This window comes from uncultured Arthrobacter sp., assembly GCF_964021775.1.
Lineage (GTDB): Bacteria > Actinomycetota > Actinomycetes > Actinomycetales > Micrococcaceae > Arthrobacter.
This window is the reverse complement of the sequence record NZ_CAXHZI010000028.1, coordinates 21944-37734: the sequence shown is the minus strand read 5'-3', so window position 1 is coordinate 37734 and position 15791 is coordinate 21944. Positions and strand designations below refer to the sequence as shown.

14 protein-coding genes and 1 riboswitch are annotated in these 15791 nt (G+C 68.7%); of the genes, 8 read left to right on the top strand and 6 right to left on the bottom strand.

The annotated features are described in order from the left end of the window. On the bottom strand, window positions 1-511 hold a 511-nt coding region (locus ABIN76_RS16400; RefSeq protein WP_346960740.1), incomplete at its 3' end, for a nuclear transport factor 2 family protein. 358 nt (window positions 512-869) lie between these two features. Here ABIN76_RS16400 and ABIN76_RS16395 point away from each other — a divergent pair. The 3 genes from ABIN76_RS16395 (at window position 870) to ABIN76_RS16385 (ending at window position 5908) form a co-directional block, all read left to right on the top strand. After that, a complete protein-coding gene (locus ABIN76_RS16395; protein ID WP_346960739.1) occupies window positions 870-4277 on the top strand; it encodes a choice-of-anchor D domain-containing protein in 3408 nt (1135 codons plus the stop codon). Window positions 4278-4368: 91 nt separating this feature from the next. After that, window positions 4369-5046 carry a DNA alkylation repair protein gene (locus ABIN76_RS16390; protein ID WP_346960738.1) on the top strand — a complete coding sequence of 226 codons (678 nt, stop codon included), beginning with the start codon at window positions 4369-4371 and terminating at the stop codon, window positions 5044-5046. Between the two features lie 55 nt (window positions 5047-5101). Continuing rightward, the gene (locus ABIN76_RS16385) at window positions 5102-5908 is read left to right on the top strand and encodes a hypothetical protein (RefSeq protein ID WP_346960737.1); all 807 of its coding nucleotides are present in this window, start codon (window positions 5102-5104) and stop codon (window positions 5906-5908) included. On the opposite strand, the gene ABIN76_RS16380 is transcribed toward ABIN76_RS16385, so the two are convergent. Continuing rightward, entirely contained in the window at window positions 5905-6159 is a 255-nt protein-coding gene (locus ABIN76_RS16380; protein ID WP_346960736.1) for a hypothetical protein, read from the bottom strand. The two genes, ABIN76_RS16385 and ABIN76_RS16380, sit on opposite strands and share 4 nt — an antisense overlap. Before the next feature lie 170 nt (window positions 6160-6329). After that, window positions 6330-6525: riboswitch (cyclic di-AMP (ydaO/yuaA leader) on the top strand. Window positions 6526-6529: 4 nt separating this feature from the next. Here ABIN76_RS16380 and ABIN76_RS16375 point away from each other — a divergent pair. Then, window positions 6530-7318: an NlpC/P60 family protein gene (locus ABIN76_RS16375; RefSeq protein WP_346960735.1), complete on the top strand. Its 789-nt coding sequence runs from the start codon at window positions 6530-6532 to the stop codon at window positions 7316-7318. Window positions 7319-7433: 115 nt separating this feature from the next. On the opposite strand, the gene ABIN76_RS16370 is transcribed toward ABIN76_RS16375, so the two are convergent. Further along, window positions 7434-7991, bottom strand: coding sequence for a dihydrofolate reductase family protein (locus tag ABIN76_RS16370; protein WP_346960734.1), 558 nt, complete (start codon window positions 7989-7991; stop codon window positions 7434-7436). A 249-nt stretch (window positions 7992-8240) separates the two neighbouring features. Here ABIN76_RS16370 and ABIN76_RS16365 point away from each other — a divergent pair, with 249 nt between their 5' ends. Both ABIN76_RS16365 and ABIN76_RS16360 read left to right on the top strand, forming a co-directional pair. After that, window positions 8241-8438, top strand: a complete 198-nt coding sequence (locus ABIN76_RS16365) for a helix-turn-helix transcriptional regulator (protein WP_346960733.1) — start codon at window positions 8241-8243, stop codon at window positions 8436-8438. Beyond that, window positions 8438-9631 (top strand): HipA domain-containing protein, encoded by a 1194-nt coding sequence (locus ABIN76_RS16360; protein WP_346960732.1) that lies wholly within the window; start codon window positions 8438-8440, stop codon window positions 9629-9631. Before ABIN76_RS16365 ends, ABIN76_RS16360 begins: the two co-directional genes overlap by 1 nt. Before the next feature lie 37 nt (window positions 9632-9668). Here ABIN76_RS16360 and ABIN76_RS16355 read toward each other — a convergent pair whose 3' ends face one another. Together ABIN76_RS16355 and ABIN76_RS16350 are read right to left on the bottom strand one after the other, a co-directional pair. Continuing rightward, the gene (locus ABIN76_RS16355; RefSeq protein WP_346960731.1) at window positions 9669-10046 is read right to left on the bottom strand and encodes a cupin domain-containing protein; all 378 of its coding nucleotides are present in this window, start codon (window positions 10044-10046) and stop codon (window positions 9669-9671) included. A gap of 85 nt (window positions 10047-10131) precedes the next feature. Then, window positions 10132-11607, bottom strand: a complete 1476-nt coding sequence (locus ABIN76_RS16350) for a DUF5129 domain-containing protein (protein ID WP_346960730.1) — start codon at window positions 11605-11607, stop codon at window positions 10132-10134. A 103-nt stretch (window positions 11608-11710) separates the two neighbouring features. Between ABIN76_RS16350 and ABIN76_RS16345 the strand changes: the two genes are divergently transcribed. Next, window positions 11711-12262, top strand: a complete 552-nt coding sequence (locus tag ABIN76_RS16345; RefSeq protein WP_346960729.1) for a hypothetical protein — start codon at window positions 11711-11713, stop codon at window positions 12260-12262. Then, window positions 12259-13983 (top strand): DUF5671 domain-containing protein, encoded by a 1725-nt coding sequence (locus tag ABIN76_RS16340; RefSeq protein WP_346960728.1) that lies wholly within the window; start codon window positions 12259-12261, stop codon window positions 13981-13983. Before ABIN76_RS16345 ends, ABIN76_RS16340 begins: the two co-directional genes overlap by 4 nt. 105 nt (window positions 13984-14088) lie before the next feature. Here the strand turns inward: ABIN76_RS16340 and ABIN76_RS16335 are convergent, their stop codons facing one another. Next, entirely contained in the window at window positions 14089-15783 is a 1695-nt protein-coding gene (locus ABIN76_RS16335) for a SulP family inorganic anion transporter (protein WP_346960727.1), read from the bottom strand. Window positions 15784-15791: the final 8 nt, after the last annotated feature.

The following is a 15791-nucleotide window of genomic DNA, read 5'->3' as shown; positions in this document are numbered from 1 at the left end:
CCTCTGCCGCCTCGCGCAGCCCGCCGTCCTCTGCCGCCTCGCGCAGCCCGCCGTCGTCTGCCGCCTCGCGCAGCCCGCCCAGGCGGCCAAGCTGGAGCGGGGTCGAATCATTGCCCGGCAGCGGGTCGCCGTGCCGGTGGATGATCTTCCAGTCCCCGTCCTCGCGCCGGAAGATCGTGGTGACCCGGAGTTCGTAGGGCAGCGGAGCGGCTCCGCCGACCGAGGCGGTGGTGTGCTCGATTCCCACCAGGTACGCCAGATCGCCGCTGGTTCCGGCGGACAGAATCTCGTACTCCCAGAAGGCGCAGTTCGAAAAACGCGAGGCCAGGGCGTCGAAGGCCGCCGCCGCGGCGTCCGGGCCGATCCTGGTCGCCACCGCGCCGAAGAGGGTCACCGGCTCATGCTGCGACCAGAGGGCTTTGCGGGGTGCGGCGTCGCCGTTGTGCAGGGCCGTTTCGGCCGCCTTCAAACCCGGCAGCACGGCCGCCAGGAACGCGTTGACATCATCCACGGTGAGCCCTCCATCCGTCCCGGAGTCAATTATCGAACGACCCGATCTGCCGGGCAATGGCCCGCGGGTAGCCCGCGGGTGGCACGCTACGGCGGCCAGGCCGCACGGCAATGCAAGTAGTCATCCAGACCGGCCCAAGTAGCACCCAAGTAGAACCGCGGAGAAAGCGGGCACCCCCCTCCAGAAGTCGGGTAGGCCCCACTCGCGCGCTCGTCCTGAAGCGCTTCTAGGCTCCTCAGTACTGGGACGGGAACGTCAGCTTAAAGGTCAGAAATGGGTCTCAACCATGCGCGAAAAAGCAGAATCTCGGGTTTTGTCCGGCCATTTTCCGCGGCGTCGCCATGGACTAACAGCAGGGTTGCCGTACCGCCGGCCACAAGGTGCGGCAGGAAGCGGCGACGCTGACTCCCGGCGGGGCCCGTGGGTTCAACGCGCGGGCGCTGCCCTGCTCTCGACGGCGCTCACCTTTGCCGGCCTGTCCCTGGGCGGTGCCGCCGCAGCCGACGTCGGGACGATCGCCCACGATGTGTTCCGGACCGGATGGGACAACAATGAGACGGCTCTTACGCCGTCCTCGGTCGCGTCGTCGAACTTTGGAAAACTCTTCTCCACCGCCGTCGACGGGCAGGTCTACGCCCAGCCGCTCGTGGTGGGCGGCACTGTGATCGCCGCGACGGAGAACAACAACGTATACGGGTTGAACGGCTCTACCGGCGCGGTGAATTGGCAGCGCAATCTCGGACCGGCCTGGCCGGCGTCGACGCTCAGCTGCGGTGACCTTACGCCCAACATCGGCATCACCTCCACTCCGGTCTTCGACCCGGCAACCAACAGCGTCTTCCTGCTCGCGAAGAAGAACGACGGAACGAGTGCCCGGCTGCCGCATTGGTACATGCACTCACTGGACCGGGTCACGGGCGCCGAACGGCCCGGATTCCCCGTCCTGATCAGCGGAGCGCCGACGAACGACCCGACCCGCCCCTTCAACGCCATGACCGCCATGCAGCGCCCGGGGCTGCTGCTGATGAACGGCGTGGTGTACGCAGGCTTCGCCAGCCACTGCGACTACGCGCCCTTCGTCGGCTACGTCGTCGGTGTGTCCACGGCCGGCCGGCAGACCACCATGTGGGCCACTGAATCCGGTAACAGCAACGCCGAGGGCGGGATCTGGCAGTCCGGCGGAGGCCTGGTCTCGGACGGGGCCGGGCAGATCCTGTTCGCGACCGGCAACGGCATTTCGCCCAAACCCGGACCGGGCAAGACGCCGCCTGCCACCCTCGCCGAGTCGGTGGTCAGGCTGACGGTCGGAACCGACGGAAACCTCAAGCCCACCGACTTCTTCAGCCCCGCCAACAACGCAAAGCTGGACCAGGACGATGCCGACCTGGGGTCCGGCGCCCCCATCGCCATCCCCAATGGCTACGGGACGACGGCGCACCCGCGCCTGCTGGTCCACGCGGGCAAGGACGGGCGCGTGTACCTGATGGACCGGGACAACCTGGGCGGCATGGGGCAGGGACCCGGCGGCGGGGACGCCGTCCTGGACGAAGCAGGCCCATACAGCGGCGTCTGGGGGAGGCCCGCGTTCCTGGGTACCACCAACGGCGGGTACATCTACACCGTCGAGAACAAGGGCTACCTCCGCGCACACAAGCTGCTGCCCACCAGCACCGGAGGCATGCAGCTCGCTTCCGTAGGCACCTCCGTCGGCACCTTCGGGTACACCTCCGGTGCTCCTTCAGTGACCTCCAACGGCACAAATGCGTCCTCGGCGCTCGTCTGGGTGGTGTATTCCACCGGCCCCACCGGCGTCGGCGCTGAGCTCCGCGCCTACCGGGCCCTCCCGGACAGCAACGGGAAGCTCCAGCAGGTGTTCACCGCGCCGTTGGGTACCGCGTCCAAGTTCTCTTCGGTGGCCACTGACAACGGCCGGGTCTACGTGGGAACGCGGGACGGGCACGTGCTTGGCTTCGGCGCGCCGACCACCTCCGCCGTCGGGGCGACCAACACCGACCTGGGCACAGCCGCGGTCGGGGCCACGGGCAAGGGCACCGTGACGATCACCGCGACCAGGGCCGTGACCATCAGCACCATCACCAGCGCCGCACCGTTCGGAATCGGAACCCTCACCCTGCCGCGGGCGCTGGCCAAAGGTGCCAGCATGACCGTCCCCGTGACCTTTTCGCCCACGGCGCCGGGCCAGGTTGACGGCGCGCTGACCGTGAAAACATCCGACGGCGAGACGGACCTCCTCGGTATCCACGGCGTCGGCACCAAGGACGGCCTGGGAGCGACGCCGGCCGCGATCGCCTTCACCGACGTCCCCACCCAGACCAGCAGCCGCCAGACGGTCAACGTCGTCAACACCGGCACAACCGTCGTCACGGTCACCGGCGTCACGCTGCCGGCCAACGCCGCGCTCAAGGTCGACCCGACGACGGTGCCGGCCGTGGGACAGAAGATCCAGCCCCTCACCTCGGTGCCGGTGTCCATTACCTTCAGCCCGACGACGGCGAGCCCGGTCACCGATAAGCTGCTCGTTTCCAGTGACCGCGGGTCCCTCGCCGTGCCGGTCACGGCGACAGCAGTTTCGGGCGCGGCGCACCTGCAACTGCCGCCATCGCTGGACTTTGGCGACGTCGCGGTGGGCGCGTCAGCCACCTGGGACTTCACGATCGTCAACTCCGGCAATATCCCGATGACCATCACCAAGGCCAAGGCTCCGCAGGGGGTCTTCTCCACCACCACGCCGATCTCCGAGGGCCTGGTCATCCCGCCGGGCGAATCCGCATACCAGAGCGTCACGTTCAAGCCGACCGCGGCCGGACAGGCCGGAACCGTGGACACCTACTACCTGCTCACGGCGAACGACGGCCAGGGCGAACAGAAGGTGATGCTCACCGGCAGGGGAGTGGACGACCCGATTGGGCTCAAGGCCTACCAGCTCAACGCCGGAGACCCGCGGTCGGTCCTGGGCAGGTCACTCACCCTTGAGTACCCGGTAGCCGGAGGTAAGTGCCAGGACTACGTCCGCGGAGTGATCTGCTGGTCGCCGGCAACCGGAGCCCACGTGGTCACGGGCGGAATCTACGACCGCTACAAGGCCCTGGGCGGCGCCGCCGGAGTCCTACGCTTCCCGACGACCGACGAAAAGGTCACCCCCGACACCGTGGGGCGGTACAACCACTTCTCCGGCGGCGGCGGAGGCGGCAGCTCGATCTACTGGTCGCCGAAGACCGGGGCGCACGCGGTCATGGGCGGCATCCGGTCCCGGTGGGCAGCCCTGGGCTGGGAGAAGGGGAAGCTGGGCTACCCGGTCACGGACGAGATGGTCACCCCTGACAGGATAGGGCGGTACAACCACTTCTCCGGCGGCGGCGGAAGCGGCAGTTCAATCTACTGGTCGCCGAAGACCGGGGCGCACGCCGTGATGGGCGGGATCCGTGCCAAGTGGGCCGCCCAGGGCTGGGAGAGAGGGAAGCTGGGCTACCCGGTCACGGACGAGCTGGTCACCCCTGACAAGGTGGGGCGGTACAACCACTTCTCCGGCGGCGGCGGAAGCGGCAGTTCGATCTACTGGTCGCCCGCCACGGGGGCGCACTCGGTGATGGGAGCGATCCGGTCCCGGTGGGCGTCGCTGGGCTGGGAGCGGGGACGGCTGGGCTACCCGATCTCGGACGAGTACTGGGTGAGCGTGGGCCGGGCCTCGAACTTCCAGCGCGGGAAGCTGACCTGGTATTCAGCCACCGGCGCGGTGATCGGCTAACACCGAAGCTGCCGCCGGCGGGCACGGCGGGCACGGCGGCGCCGGACCGGCGGCTTAGGCGGGAGTGGCCGGCGCAGGTCAGAATGGAGCCATGAGCGAGGCCGGTGACTTCATTGATGCGGCGCTGCAGCGTGAAAGTTCCTGGCAGCGGGCCGAGGAGGCCCAGGCCCGTTACGGTCCGGAGCTGGGGAGCTACGGAGCCTCCGTCGGTGCTGTCCGCGGCACCGTCCGGGATGCGCTCCGCCGCTACCGGCACCTGGGTCATGACGACGTCACCGCGCTTAGCTCGGAATTGTGGGCGGTGCCCGTCTTCGAGCGCCGGCTCGCCGCCGTCGTACTGCTGCAGTCGTCCCTGGCACTGCTGGACAACTCGGATTTGACCCGGATCGAGGGTTTCCTGCGGACGGCGCGCCTGCGCGAGCTGGCCGATCCGCTGGCGATCGACGTCGTCGGGCCGCTGGTAGCGCGGCTGGACCGTCAATACCGCGACCGCGCAGAGGCCGTGATGGGTCGCTGGCTGAGGGACCCGGATGAATGGCTGCGGCGGGCCGCCGTGCTGGCCCCGTTGCGCGGACTGCGGTCCGGGGACGGCGACTGGGACCGCTTTCTCCGGCACGCCGGGACCTCCCTGGCCGACCGTTCGGGAGGCACGAAGGGCAGCTCCGGCAGCAGCCCGGACGGCGCCAGCGGACTGGTCGGGGAGGCATTGTCCCGCGTGCTCGCCGAAGCGCGCTCGCCGAAGCAGGCAGGTCCCGAGCGGTGGTTTTAGCTAAACGGGTCGTAGGCCTCTCACCGGCAGCCTCGGCGCACGCCAAGCTGGGGCGGTGAACAGCTTCCTCGGAGCCGCCAGGGCCTCGCATCTGCGTTTCGTTATCGCCGCAGGGCTTATGCTCGCCGGCTGCGCGGGAGGGCAGGGCGCAGGGCCGGACGGCCCCCCGGCTTCTTCAGCCCCGCGCTCGTCCCCGAGCGGGGCCGGGTCCCCGACGGCGGCCGAGAGCCGGAACTACTCGGACGCACAGCTGCAGTCGCTGCTCAAAGGTGTGAAGCACCCCAGCGGCGCGCAGCTGCAGGTCGAGGATCCTCGCGCCTTGGTGTCCGGGGCAAAGGGTGACTACCAGGACGCGTCGGACCCTAAACGCCGAATTACCCCGCGCGAGTGCGAACTCTTCGACAGCTACCGCATGCTCAATGCGGCCACTGGCACGCTGGCTGGCGGAATGCTGATTCCGGTCAGCCGGGCAGACCAAGAGGCCATGATGACGACTGGCGCCTTCCGCTACCTCGACGTCATCCATCCCGCATCCCAAACCGACCGGTCAGAGTTCCGGCAGCGGCTCGAGGCCTACAGCTCCTGCAACACTGTGAGGGAAATCTCCTTGCTGCCCGGCAAGCTGCAGATGGCCATTGTCCGGCTTCCCGCGAAGGTCAACGCGGACCGGGGGTTCGCGGTGTCGCAGCTCACCTCCGACGGGGCGCGGATTGGCATGATCTGCGTCGGCGGCACCAAAGCGGGGGTGGACGTCATCTACCGCCAGACCGTCAACGGCAACGCCGCGGACTCGCTCGACTTCAACGCCGCCGCCCGGGAAGGCGCCGACGTCGTCAACCAGGTGCTGGGCAAACTGCCCTAAGGCTCCGGCCTGCGTTCCACGACGGCATACGCCTTGCCGTCGAGGAACTGCCAGTCGGTCACCACCATAAAACCAAGCGCGTCCACGCGGTCGTTCAGGACGTGGATGTCGAAACCTCCGTCGCGCGGTTCGGCATCCCACGTCGCCACATGGATTTCCTTCCCCTCGAGGACCAGCAGCTCCGTATTGACATCGAAATCCTCCTGCGGCTGATCACTTAGCTGGCAGATGGCGACACAGTGGCTGTTCATGGTGGGGCCTCCGTTGGGATCGCTGGATGCCTTCATCCTATGCGTGGCAGCCAGAAGGACCCTACCGGTTTTTTGCCGCCGGCAGCAGCCCCCCGTTATCTGAATGTGACATTCCTGCCCGCTGCCGTTACGGTGGATAGGTGCCTGTTTGTATCCGATACGGGCGCTCCCGAGCCGATTTGCCTAACTCTGCCGCGGCCCGGGATCCGAATGCAACCATCTGGCAGAGACGGGGAAACCACATTTGACCTGCACTTTCCGCAGGTCTTGGGGTGAAGCCGCGCAGCGCCCGCTTTGACGGGCCCGCGGCCGGGTGCCTCCCATCCGAATCCGACAGCTCACCTCGCAGGCATTGGGAGAGGCTACATCCATGACTTCAAGCATTACTTCTGCGCGCCATCGGTCCGACGCAACCGCCGGACGGAGCTCAGCATTTTCGGTCAAGTCGGGCACCATCGGCCGCCAGGCCGCCGTTCTTTTTGCCGCCTCCGGCCTTGTCCTCACGAGCGGCATGGCAGCCAACGCCGCCGTTGCGCCGGTCGAGCGCGACTCCGCACCGGCCTCCTCGGTTGACGTTGGGAGCAAGGTATCGACGCCCGTCACCGCTGATTCCGCCGTTCAGATCAGCTTTGACCGCCCGGCAGTCGCGACCACCCCGGCGCCCGTGATCGAGCAGCCCAAGCCCGTCGCCGCACCGGCAGTTGCCGCGCCGGCCGTCGCCGCGGCGCCCGCCGCAGCGCAGCCCGCCGTTGCGCAGCCTGCCGTTGCGCCGGCACCGGCAGCTCCCACCATCACCGTTCAGGCGAAGTCTGCCGCGGCACCTGCCCCGGCAGCCGGCGGAGTCAACGCCACGATGCTCTCGGCCGCCTACAGCCAGATCGGCATCACGCAGGACTGCACCGCCATGGTTGAGAAGGCCCTCGGCGCAGCCGGCATCCGCGTGGGCGACCTCGGTCCCCAGCAGTTCATGAACTACGGCAAGGTTGTGGGCACCCCGCAGCCCGGCGACATGGTCGTCCAGTCCGGCCACGTCGCCATCTACGCCGGCGGTGGCCAGGTCATCAGCGGTGGCATGAACGGCAGCAACCAGACGATCAAGCACCCGCTGTCCTGGCTGACGGCCACCGGCGGCGTGACCTTCGTCCGCGCCGGCGCGTAACACCCGCCTCAGCACCTCTTCCGAAAGCCGGCGACCGGCTGCCACCATGGCAGCCGGCCGCCGGCTTTTGCATGTCTGCGACGGGCCCGGCCGTCTTAACGCCTGCTGCTGCGCCCTAGCCGGTGTAGCGCAGCAGGACCACGCCGTTGCCGAACGCCCGGGTTTCCGCGAGCGTGAGCCGGGTCCTGTCCTCCGACGGCTTGAACAGCGGCTTGCCGTGACCGATCAGGACGGGGTGGATGTAGATCCAGTATTCGTCGATGAGCCCAAGCCGGCGGAAGGTATCGGCCAGCTCGGCCCCGCCCAGTGCCAGGTCGCCGCCGGGCTGCGCCTTCAGCGCCAGAACGTCTTCCGCGACGACGTCGCGTACCACCGTGGTGTTCCAGTCGGCCCGCTCCAGTGTCCTGGAATAAACGATTTTCGGCATGTCCCGCCAGATTTTGGCAAATTCCACCATGGCCGGCGTGCTGGACGGATCCTGGTCGGCTGTCGGCCAGAAGCCGGCCATCAGGTCGTAGGTGACCCGGCCGTCCAGGAAAGCCCCCCTGGAGGCGAGCTGCTCGTTGAAATGGCTGTGCAGTTCTTCGTCCACCAGGTGCCAGTCAATCTCGCCGTTCGGGCCCTCGAAGAAGCCGTCGAGGGACACCTGCAGGGTCAGGATGATCTTCCGCATGGCCAGAGCGTACGCCGGGCGGTCCACCGCGGGGTAGGGCTCTCCGTGGTCCGAGGGGGTTGGGGCAGGCGGTCACCGGCAGCATCCTGCCGTTTGGGGCGGTTACGCTGGCGGCGGGGGAACGACCGAAGCATTTCGGCAGGATCTTGCCGAATTGAGTCCACTGCTGCATGATGGGGAGAGTTCCGCAGGCCAACCGGCAAGATGATGCCGGTATTGCTGGAGCATAGCGAAGAGAAAGGACGCCGGATGGGCGACGTGGCGGCAATTGCCGAGGGAATCCGCCGGGCCCGGAAGGACGCCGGACTGACCCAGGAGCAGCTGGCGCAACTGGCCGGCACGTCCGAGCGCACAGTCCGCGCCATTGAAACGGGAACCGGCAACCCCTCGCTGCAGTCCGTCGTGGCGATAGCGAACGTGCTGGGCCTGAAACTCGCGGTCGGCTAATGCGCGCCGAACTCCAGGACCTGAGGTTCGTCCGGGCGGCGGACGTCTACAAGGACGGTCACCTGGCCGGCCACCTGGCACGCACCGGCACCGGGGGAGTGCGGTTCAGTTATCGGCCCGACTATCTCGCCGGCGGGCGCCCCGCCGTCGCCATTTCCCTGCCGCCGTCCGAGTCGGCGGTGGAAGCGCCCGCCGGGGCGCTGCCCGCCTTCTTCGCCGGCCTCCTCCCCGAGGGGCACCGGCTCACCGTGCTGAAGACCGCCACGAAGACCAGTTTCAACGACGAACTGACCCTGCTCCTGGCGGTCGGGGCCGATGTACCCGGGGACGTCCAGGTTGTTCCGGCCGGCGAGCCCCCGGCCGAGCCCGCGGCCCTGGCCGACACCTCACGGCCCGAGGAACTGGATTTCTCGCTCCTGGCCAACACCGTCGACCTGCACGGCATCCCGGGGGTCCAGCGAAAGACCAGCGCTTCGATGCTGACCACGCCGCTGGCCCTGCGCGGGCACCGCTACCTGCTCAAGCTTGATCCGCCGGAACATCCGCACCTGGTCGAAAACGAGGCGGCCCACCTGAAAGGTGCGAAGGCGCTGAAGATCCCCGTCGCGAAAAGCTCCGTCATCGCCGACCGGAACGGCCTGCCCGGGCTCCTGGTCGAACGCTTCGACCGGGTCAAAACGGCCGACGGCGCCTGGCGCCGGCTGCCGCTCGAAGACGGCACCCAGGTGCTGGGCCTTCCGCCGGCCTCCAAGTACGGGGTGGGCTCCGAGGAGGTGGCTACTGCCCTGGCCGGGATGTGCAAGGCCCCGGTGGTTGCCAGCCGCAACCTGTATCTTCAGTTCGTGTTCGCGTGGCTGACCGGAAACGGCGACCTGCACGCCAAGAACCTGGCTATCCTGGGCGGTGCCGACGGATTCGTGATGGCCCCGGTCTATGACGTCCCGTGCACCTTGCTCTACGGCGACGAGACCCTGGCCCTGCCCGTCGCCGGCAAGACCAGGAACCTCAAGGCCAGGCACTGGGCGGAGTTCGCGGACAGCCTCGGGCTGCCGCAGCGGGCCGCGGCAGCAGCCAACCGGACCGCATTGGCGGCAGCCGGTGCGATCGAGCTCGAAAAGCTGCCGTTCTCCGGCTCCCCGCTGCGCGGGGCACAACGGGAACTGCGGTTCAGGCGCCAGGAACTGGGCGCCTGAGCGTCGCTGTCTCCTCGGATCCAGCCAAGGCGGCCTGCTATTCCGGGGCCTTGGCGAAGGAAGCCGCACTAAGGAATTCGACTCCGACGAAAGGCTCTCCGCCCTCTACCCAGGCGTCGTGTCCCGGCGGGATGGTGTAGGAATCGCCGGCGGCAATATCGATGCGGCCGCCGTCGGTGGTTTCCACCGTCAGCTTGCCGGACACGCAGAATCCGACGTGGTTGTTCTGGCAGGAATCCGTCTGCACCACGGGTTTGATGCAGTCGGACCAGCGCCAGCCCGGCTCGAAGCTGAACCGGCCGATGGTGTAGTCGCCGACAGACACGATGTCGATCTCGCTCTTGTCCGGACGGCGCTTCTCATCCGGCGTGTTGTGGGACTTCACCTGCAGCTGGGTAACAAGGTTGGTGGCCATTGCACTCCCTCTTTTCGATCAGGGAATTTAACTGCTTACGCGGCTAAGCCTCCTCGCATGGTGCGCGGTTGTCGATACACATTTCCTAGAAGCTGGACGAGCTGCCCGAGCCGGAAAAGCTGCCGCCGCTGCCGCCGTATCCCGTTGTGCTGCCGCCCCGGGCGGTGCTGACGCTGCCGACGCCGCTGGTGAAACCGGTGTTGAACGTGGGGACGGAGAAAAAGTAGTAGGAGGGATACACCGTGCCCAGGATGCTGGGCTCGTAGCTGCGCCGCTGCTTCTTTCCGGCCCCGGACTGGGCGTCCTCCATCCCTTTGCGCATGAGCTTGGCTTCGCGCTCGTTGCGGGCGTAGCCGGCGATCACCGTGTCCGCGTGGCTCTTGAGCAGCTCGGAGAGTTCGGTCCGGGCGTCGCGCAGCCGGTCCAGGGCGGTCTCCGGGCTGATGCTGCCCTCGGACAGTTCAGCGGTCCAGCGTTCGATGTCCCGCTGGCTGCGGTCCCGGAAAGCCCGCAGCGACGACGCTGTCGCGGAACCGCCTTCGCCGTGGCTCTTTCCGAGCATGCCTTCGATGCCGGCCAGGTCGTTGCGGAAGGGCGCGAGCTGCCGGTCCCACGCCGTCGCCCAGATGGACCCGCGGTTCAGCAGCGCATTCGTGTCCGAGATGACATCGTCGAGGGCGTCGAGCTCGGCGGCGGCGTCGGCGTACTTGCGGGCCAGCGCCAGGCTGGACCGGCGGCCCAGCTGGCGCCGTGTCAAGGCATGCACCTGGTTGGAGAGCTCCGTCGCTGCGTTGTAGCGGCTCAGGAAAGTCCGGTGCTTTTCCAGCACCGTGCTGCCGTAGCGCGAGGACTCCGGGATGGTGCCGGCATTGAGTTCGGTGACCTGCAGGTCCATGCTCACGTTGGCGTAGTTTGCGTCCCCGCGGGCGATCTCCCGGCGGGCGCCGACCCGGGTCCGCCAGCGCACGAGCAGCCAGCCGCCCACACCGGCCACAGCGGCCCCTGCGGCGCTCCAGGCAGTGACGAGGAACGCGGTGGAGCGGTACCAGGGCTGGTTGATCAGCTCGGCGCCGCGGCGGATGCCGGCAATCGTCCCGTCCGTCCACTGGGCATCGCGCAACAGTTCCTTTGCGGCGTCCTGGATGTCGGCGCGCTGTTCGAGGGACACCTTCCGGTCCTCGCCCATGTACGTTCCGACGTGCCGGCCCACCGGGTCCAGCGCAAAGATGAACAGGCCGTCCGCCCACTTCTGCCCGTCCGGGCTGATCCAGTCCGGGTGCTCCGCGCGGGCGAAGCGCAGTACCTCTTCATTGAGGTTGTCGGCCGCGCTGCCGTTGTACGTATAGACGGCCACCCTGGTGGGCTGGTAGAAATCGATGTTTTCGACGGCGGGGAGCAGGGTGTTGCGGTCCAGGACCCCGGCCCGGTCCTCCACGACGACGGCGGCCGGCGGGACAGCGAGCGCCGCCGGCGCGCCGGCCAGCAGGAGGCCCGCCAGGCCGAGCAACAGCAGCAGGGTGCCCGCCAGTTTGGGGCCGATATTTGTGTGCATGGTGCCCATCGTCTGAGAGTAACGTCTGCTGCCAGCGTGCAAGACCCACGGAACTGCTGAAAGGGCCTAAAGACACCATGACGGCCCGGTGCGGCCCGGCCATACTGACGGCATGACCCAACCGCCGAACAACCCCGGACCGGGAGCGGCCCACGACGGTGCCCCGGCTGGGCAGGGGCCAGAGCCGGTTCCGGCGGCAGAGCCGGGCCCCGGACGGCGGCGGCCGGACCGGGTCCTGCTGGGCATCGTGGCGGCGATCGCGGTGTTGGTGGTCGTGGCGCTTAGCGTGGTGTTCCTCCGCGGCGAACCGCAACCCCTGGATGAGTCTTCCCCGGCCGGAGTGGTGCAGCGCTACAGCAGGGCGTTCATCGACTCGGACACCGCCGCTGCGGAAGCCTACCTCACCGAAAACGCCCGCTCCCGGTGCGCCAATTACTATGGCAACCCCGAGGCCAGCCGGGTGGTCCTGGTCTCCACGACCGAGCGGGACGATACCGCCACGGTCCGGATCTCCATAGTGCACGCTGCGCCGGACGGGCCTTTCGGACCCACCGAATACAGTGAGGAGGCCGTCATCGGACTCGTAAAGGTCAACGGCCAATGGCTGATCAACGAGCTGCCGTACAACCTGCATACGTGCACCGGCGGGGTGCTGAAGAAGTGAGCAATACCGCAGTGCACGCCGGCCCGGTGACCGGGTCCGCTCAGGCGAAGGTCCGCCGCCTGATTGTCTTCGTCCTGCTTTTCGCCCTGGTGATGATCGCCGCCAACGGCCTCAGCGGGCTGGTAGAGCGGCTTTTGCGCGCCGGCCAGGTGCTCGCCGGTGAGGGCATCGCGGGACTGGCACTGTCGCTGGCGTTCACCCTGATCGGCGGTCCGCTCGCGGCGCTGCTCTGGTGGCTTGTCTGGCGCCGGCTGGACGAGCCGGCTGAACGCGCGGCCCCGTCGTGGGGTCTTTACGTCGCGGCGGTCTATACGTATTCCCTCATTATGTCCGTCACTGCCCTGCTGGCGGTCGTGGCGTCGTTCGTCGGCCGGGGAGATCCGGAATGGCGTTCGCCGCTGGCCGTCGGGCTGGTCTGGGCGCTGGTCTGGATCTGGCACCGCTGGATGTGGCGCCACCCGGTGCGGGGCCCGCTCGAGCTCGCGAACGTGCCGGCCGTGATCGGCACCTACTTCGGGCTGGGCCTTGGCGTGGGCGCCGCGGTCACGGCGCTGGGGGGCCTGCTCGACATCGCGATCCGCGGTTCCCAGGAGTTCACCTCGGTCCTCGATCCGTGGTGGCAGTCCACGGTGCGGGACCTGATGTGGGCGGCCGGGGGAGCCCTGGTCTGGTGGTGGCACTGGTTCCACGGGGGTGCACGCAGGCTGCGGGGCGGGTTCGCGGACGTAGGGTTGATCGTCGTCGGGGTGCTGGCGGCCGGTTTGTTGGCCCTGGGCGGGGCCGGCACGGTCCTGTTCGTGCTGCTCAGGCTGGCTTTTGACCGGCAGGACCCGCTGACCGAACTGCTCGCCCCGCTGGGTGCCGCCATGGCCGCAGCCGCCATCGGCTCGCTGGTCTGGCGTTATTACCGTACGGCCGCGGTGGGTCGTTCCGAACGGACCCGGCAGGCGGGCGTGCTGGTGACATCGGGCGTGGCGCTGGCAGCGGCCGCCAGCGGCGTCGGCGTGATCGTGAATGCGGCGCTGTCCATTGCGGTGTCGCCGCTGGCCGGCGGGAACGCCCGGACCCTGCTGCTCGGCGGCATCAGTTCCCTCGCCGTGGGCGGCTGCGTCTGGTGGCTGGCGTGGCGGCCGGCACGGCAGCACCGGCAGGAGGCCGCAGTCCCGACGGGGCGGCGCGTTTACCTCATCGCGGTTTTTGGCCTCAGCGCTGTGGTGGCCCTGGTGGCATTGCTGGTGATCGGTTACCGGTTGTTCGAGTTCTTCCTGGGCGACGTGACGGGCGGCAGCCTGGTGGACCGGATCCGCGCGCCGCTCGGCCTGCTGGTGGCCACGGGCCTGGCCGCCGGGTACCACTTCGCCGTCTGGCGGCAGGACCGGTCCCGGCAACCTCCCGTCATTGGCCGGAAACGCACGATCGGGCACGTGATCCTGGTGGCCGGCTCCGACCCGGAACCGCTGCGCCGGAGAATCGAGGAACTGACCGGCGCCGGGGTCACCGTCTGGAGCCGGACCGACGTCGGCCTCCCCGTGCCGGCGGGTAGTGTGCCTGCCGCCGGTACCGTGCCCGCGGCGGTCGCTGCCGCTGCCGGGGCCGTGCCCGCGGCCGGGCTGGATGCTGCGGCCCGCTTGGCCGATGCCCTGTCCGGTGTGGCCGGCAAACGCGTCCTCGTCATCACCGGCCCGGACGACAGCGTGGAGGTCATTCCACTCCGCGGCTGAGTGGTCTCCTCCTGGGCAGGATACCGCCAAGCACGCGAGATGACAGCTCCCGCCGGTGTTTCCAGCAAACATCGGCGTCAACTGTCATCTGGGCACACACTTCGGTCAGGGCAGGCCGAATTCCCGGCGGTAGGAGCGGACGGCGCTGTGCACGGTGGGAAAGAAGTGGTCCGGGCCGAACCGGCTGCTGACGCCGAAGCGGATCAGCCGGTCCTTGATGGGCCCCTTCATCTCGGCGAAGACCAGGCTGATGCCTTTCCGGGCGAGTTCGTCATCGAGTTCCACGAGGTCATCGAGGGCAGTGGTGTCGAGATCCGTAATGGCCTCCGAGGCCACTACCACCCACCGCACCGGAGCGGGGGCCCGCGCCACGAGCGTGCGGATGTGCTCGGCAAACACGGCTCCGTTGGCGAAAAACAGCGGGGCGTCGAAACGGGCAATGACGAGGCCCGGCACCCGGTGGCCTTCCGGGTGACGGTTGAGGTCGTGGTACCCGGGCATGTCGTCGACGCTGGCCAGTTCCGTGCGGTACGGGTCCCAGGCCCGCAGGACGAAGGCGATCAGGGACAGGGCGATCGCGACCACCACACCCTCCAGGACGCCGACGAAGGCGACGCCGAGGAAGGTTGCGAGGAGCAGCCCGGCTTCGGTCCGGCTCATCCGGATGAGCCGGAGGAGCGTCCGGACGTCAACGATCGAGACCGCGGCAACAATAACCACGGCGGCCAGGGTGCTGGAGGGCAGGAACGCCGTGACCCCGGGCGCGGCGAGCATGAACAGCACCACCAGGGCAGCCGCGATCACGCCGCTGAGGGGGCTCCGCGCCCCGGCTTCGAGCGCGATGGGGGTGCGGGAAGTGCTGCCGGAGACCGGAAAACCGCCGAACAGTCCGCAGGCCGCGTTGGCGAAGCCGAGCGCACCCATTTCCTGGTCTCCTGCGACGTGGGCGCCGCGCCGTCGCGCGAGGCTGGTCGAGAGCACCGAGGTGTCCGCGAAGGCGATCAACGCGATGCCGGCCGCCGGGCCCAGCAAGGCCAGGATTTCCTCCGGCCGGACGCTGCCCAGGGCGGCTGCCGGGGGTCCGGCCGGGAGCGCGCCCACCACCGGAACGGCCGCGCTCAGCCCGGCCGCCGCGGTGGCGGCCATGGACGCGAGCACGGCCAGCAGCACGCCGGGCACCTTCCACGGCAGGGCCCGGCAGGCGAGGATGACCGCGACGGTGCCGGCGCCGAACAGCAGTGCCACCGGATTCGCGGTGCCCTGGAGCAGTGACCGCGCTGCTCCGGCGAGGCTGCCGGCGAGTGAACCGGCGTCGGCCGGAATGCCAAGCAGCTTGGGCAACTGGCTGGCGATCACCACCAGGGCGATGCCGTTCAGATAGCCGACCCGGATGGGCTTAGACAGCAGGCCGGTGACAAAACCGAGTTTGAGGAACCGGCCAACGATCAGCATCGCCCCGATGAGCAGGGACAGCACCCCGGCCAGGGCGACGGCGTGACCGGGGTTTCCGGCAGCCAGGGGCACGATCGCCGCCGCGATCATCGGCGCCAGGGACGAGTCCGGGCCCACGATCAACACCCGTGACGGGCCGAAGACGGCGTACACCAGCAGGGGGATCACCGAGGCGTAAAGGCCGGTGACGGCCGGCAGGCCGGATGCTTCGGCGTAGGCCATACCGGCCGGGATCAGGGCGGCGCTCAGGGCAGCCCCCGCGGCCAGGTCGGACTTCAGCCAGGAACGCCGGTAGCCAAGGACAATCCTGAGCCCGGGTGGGATGCTTCCGCTCCAGCGGCGGCGCACGGGGCGCG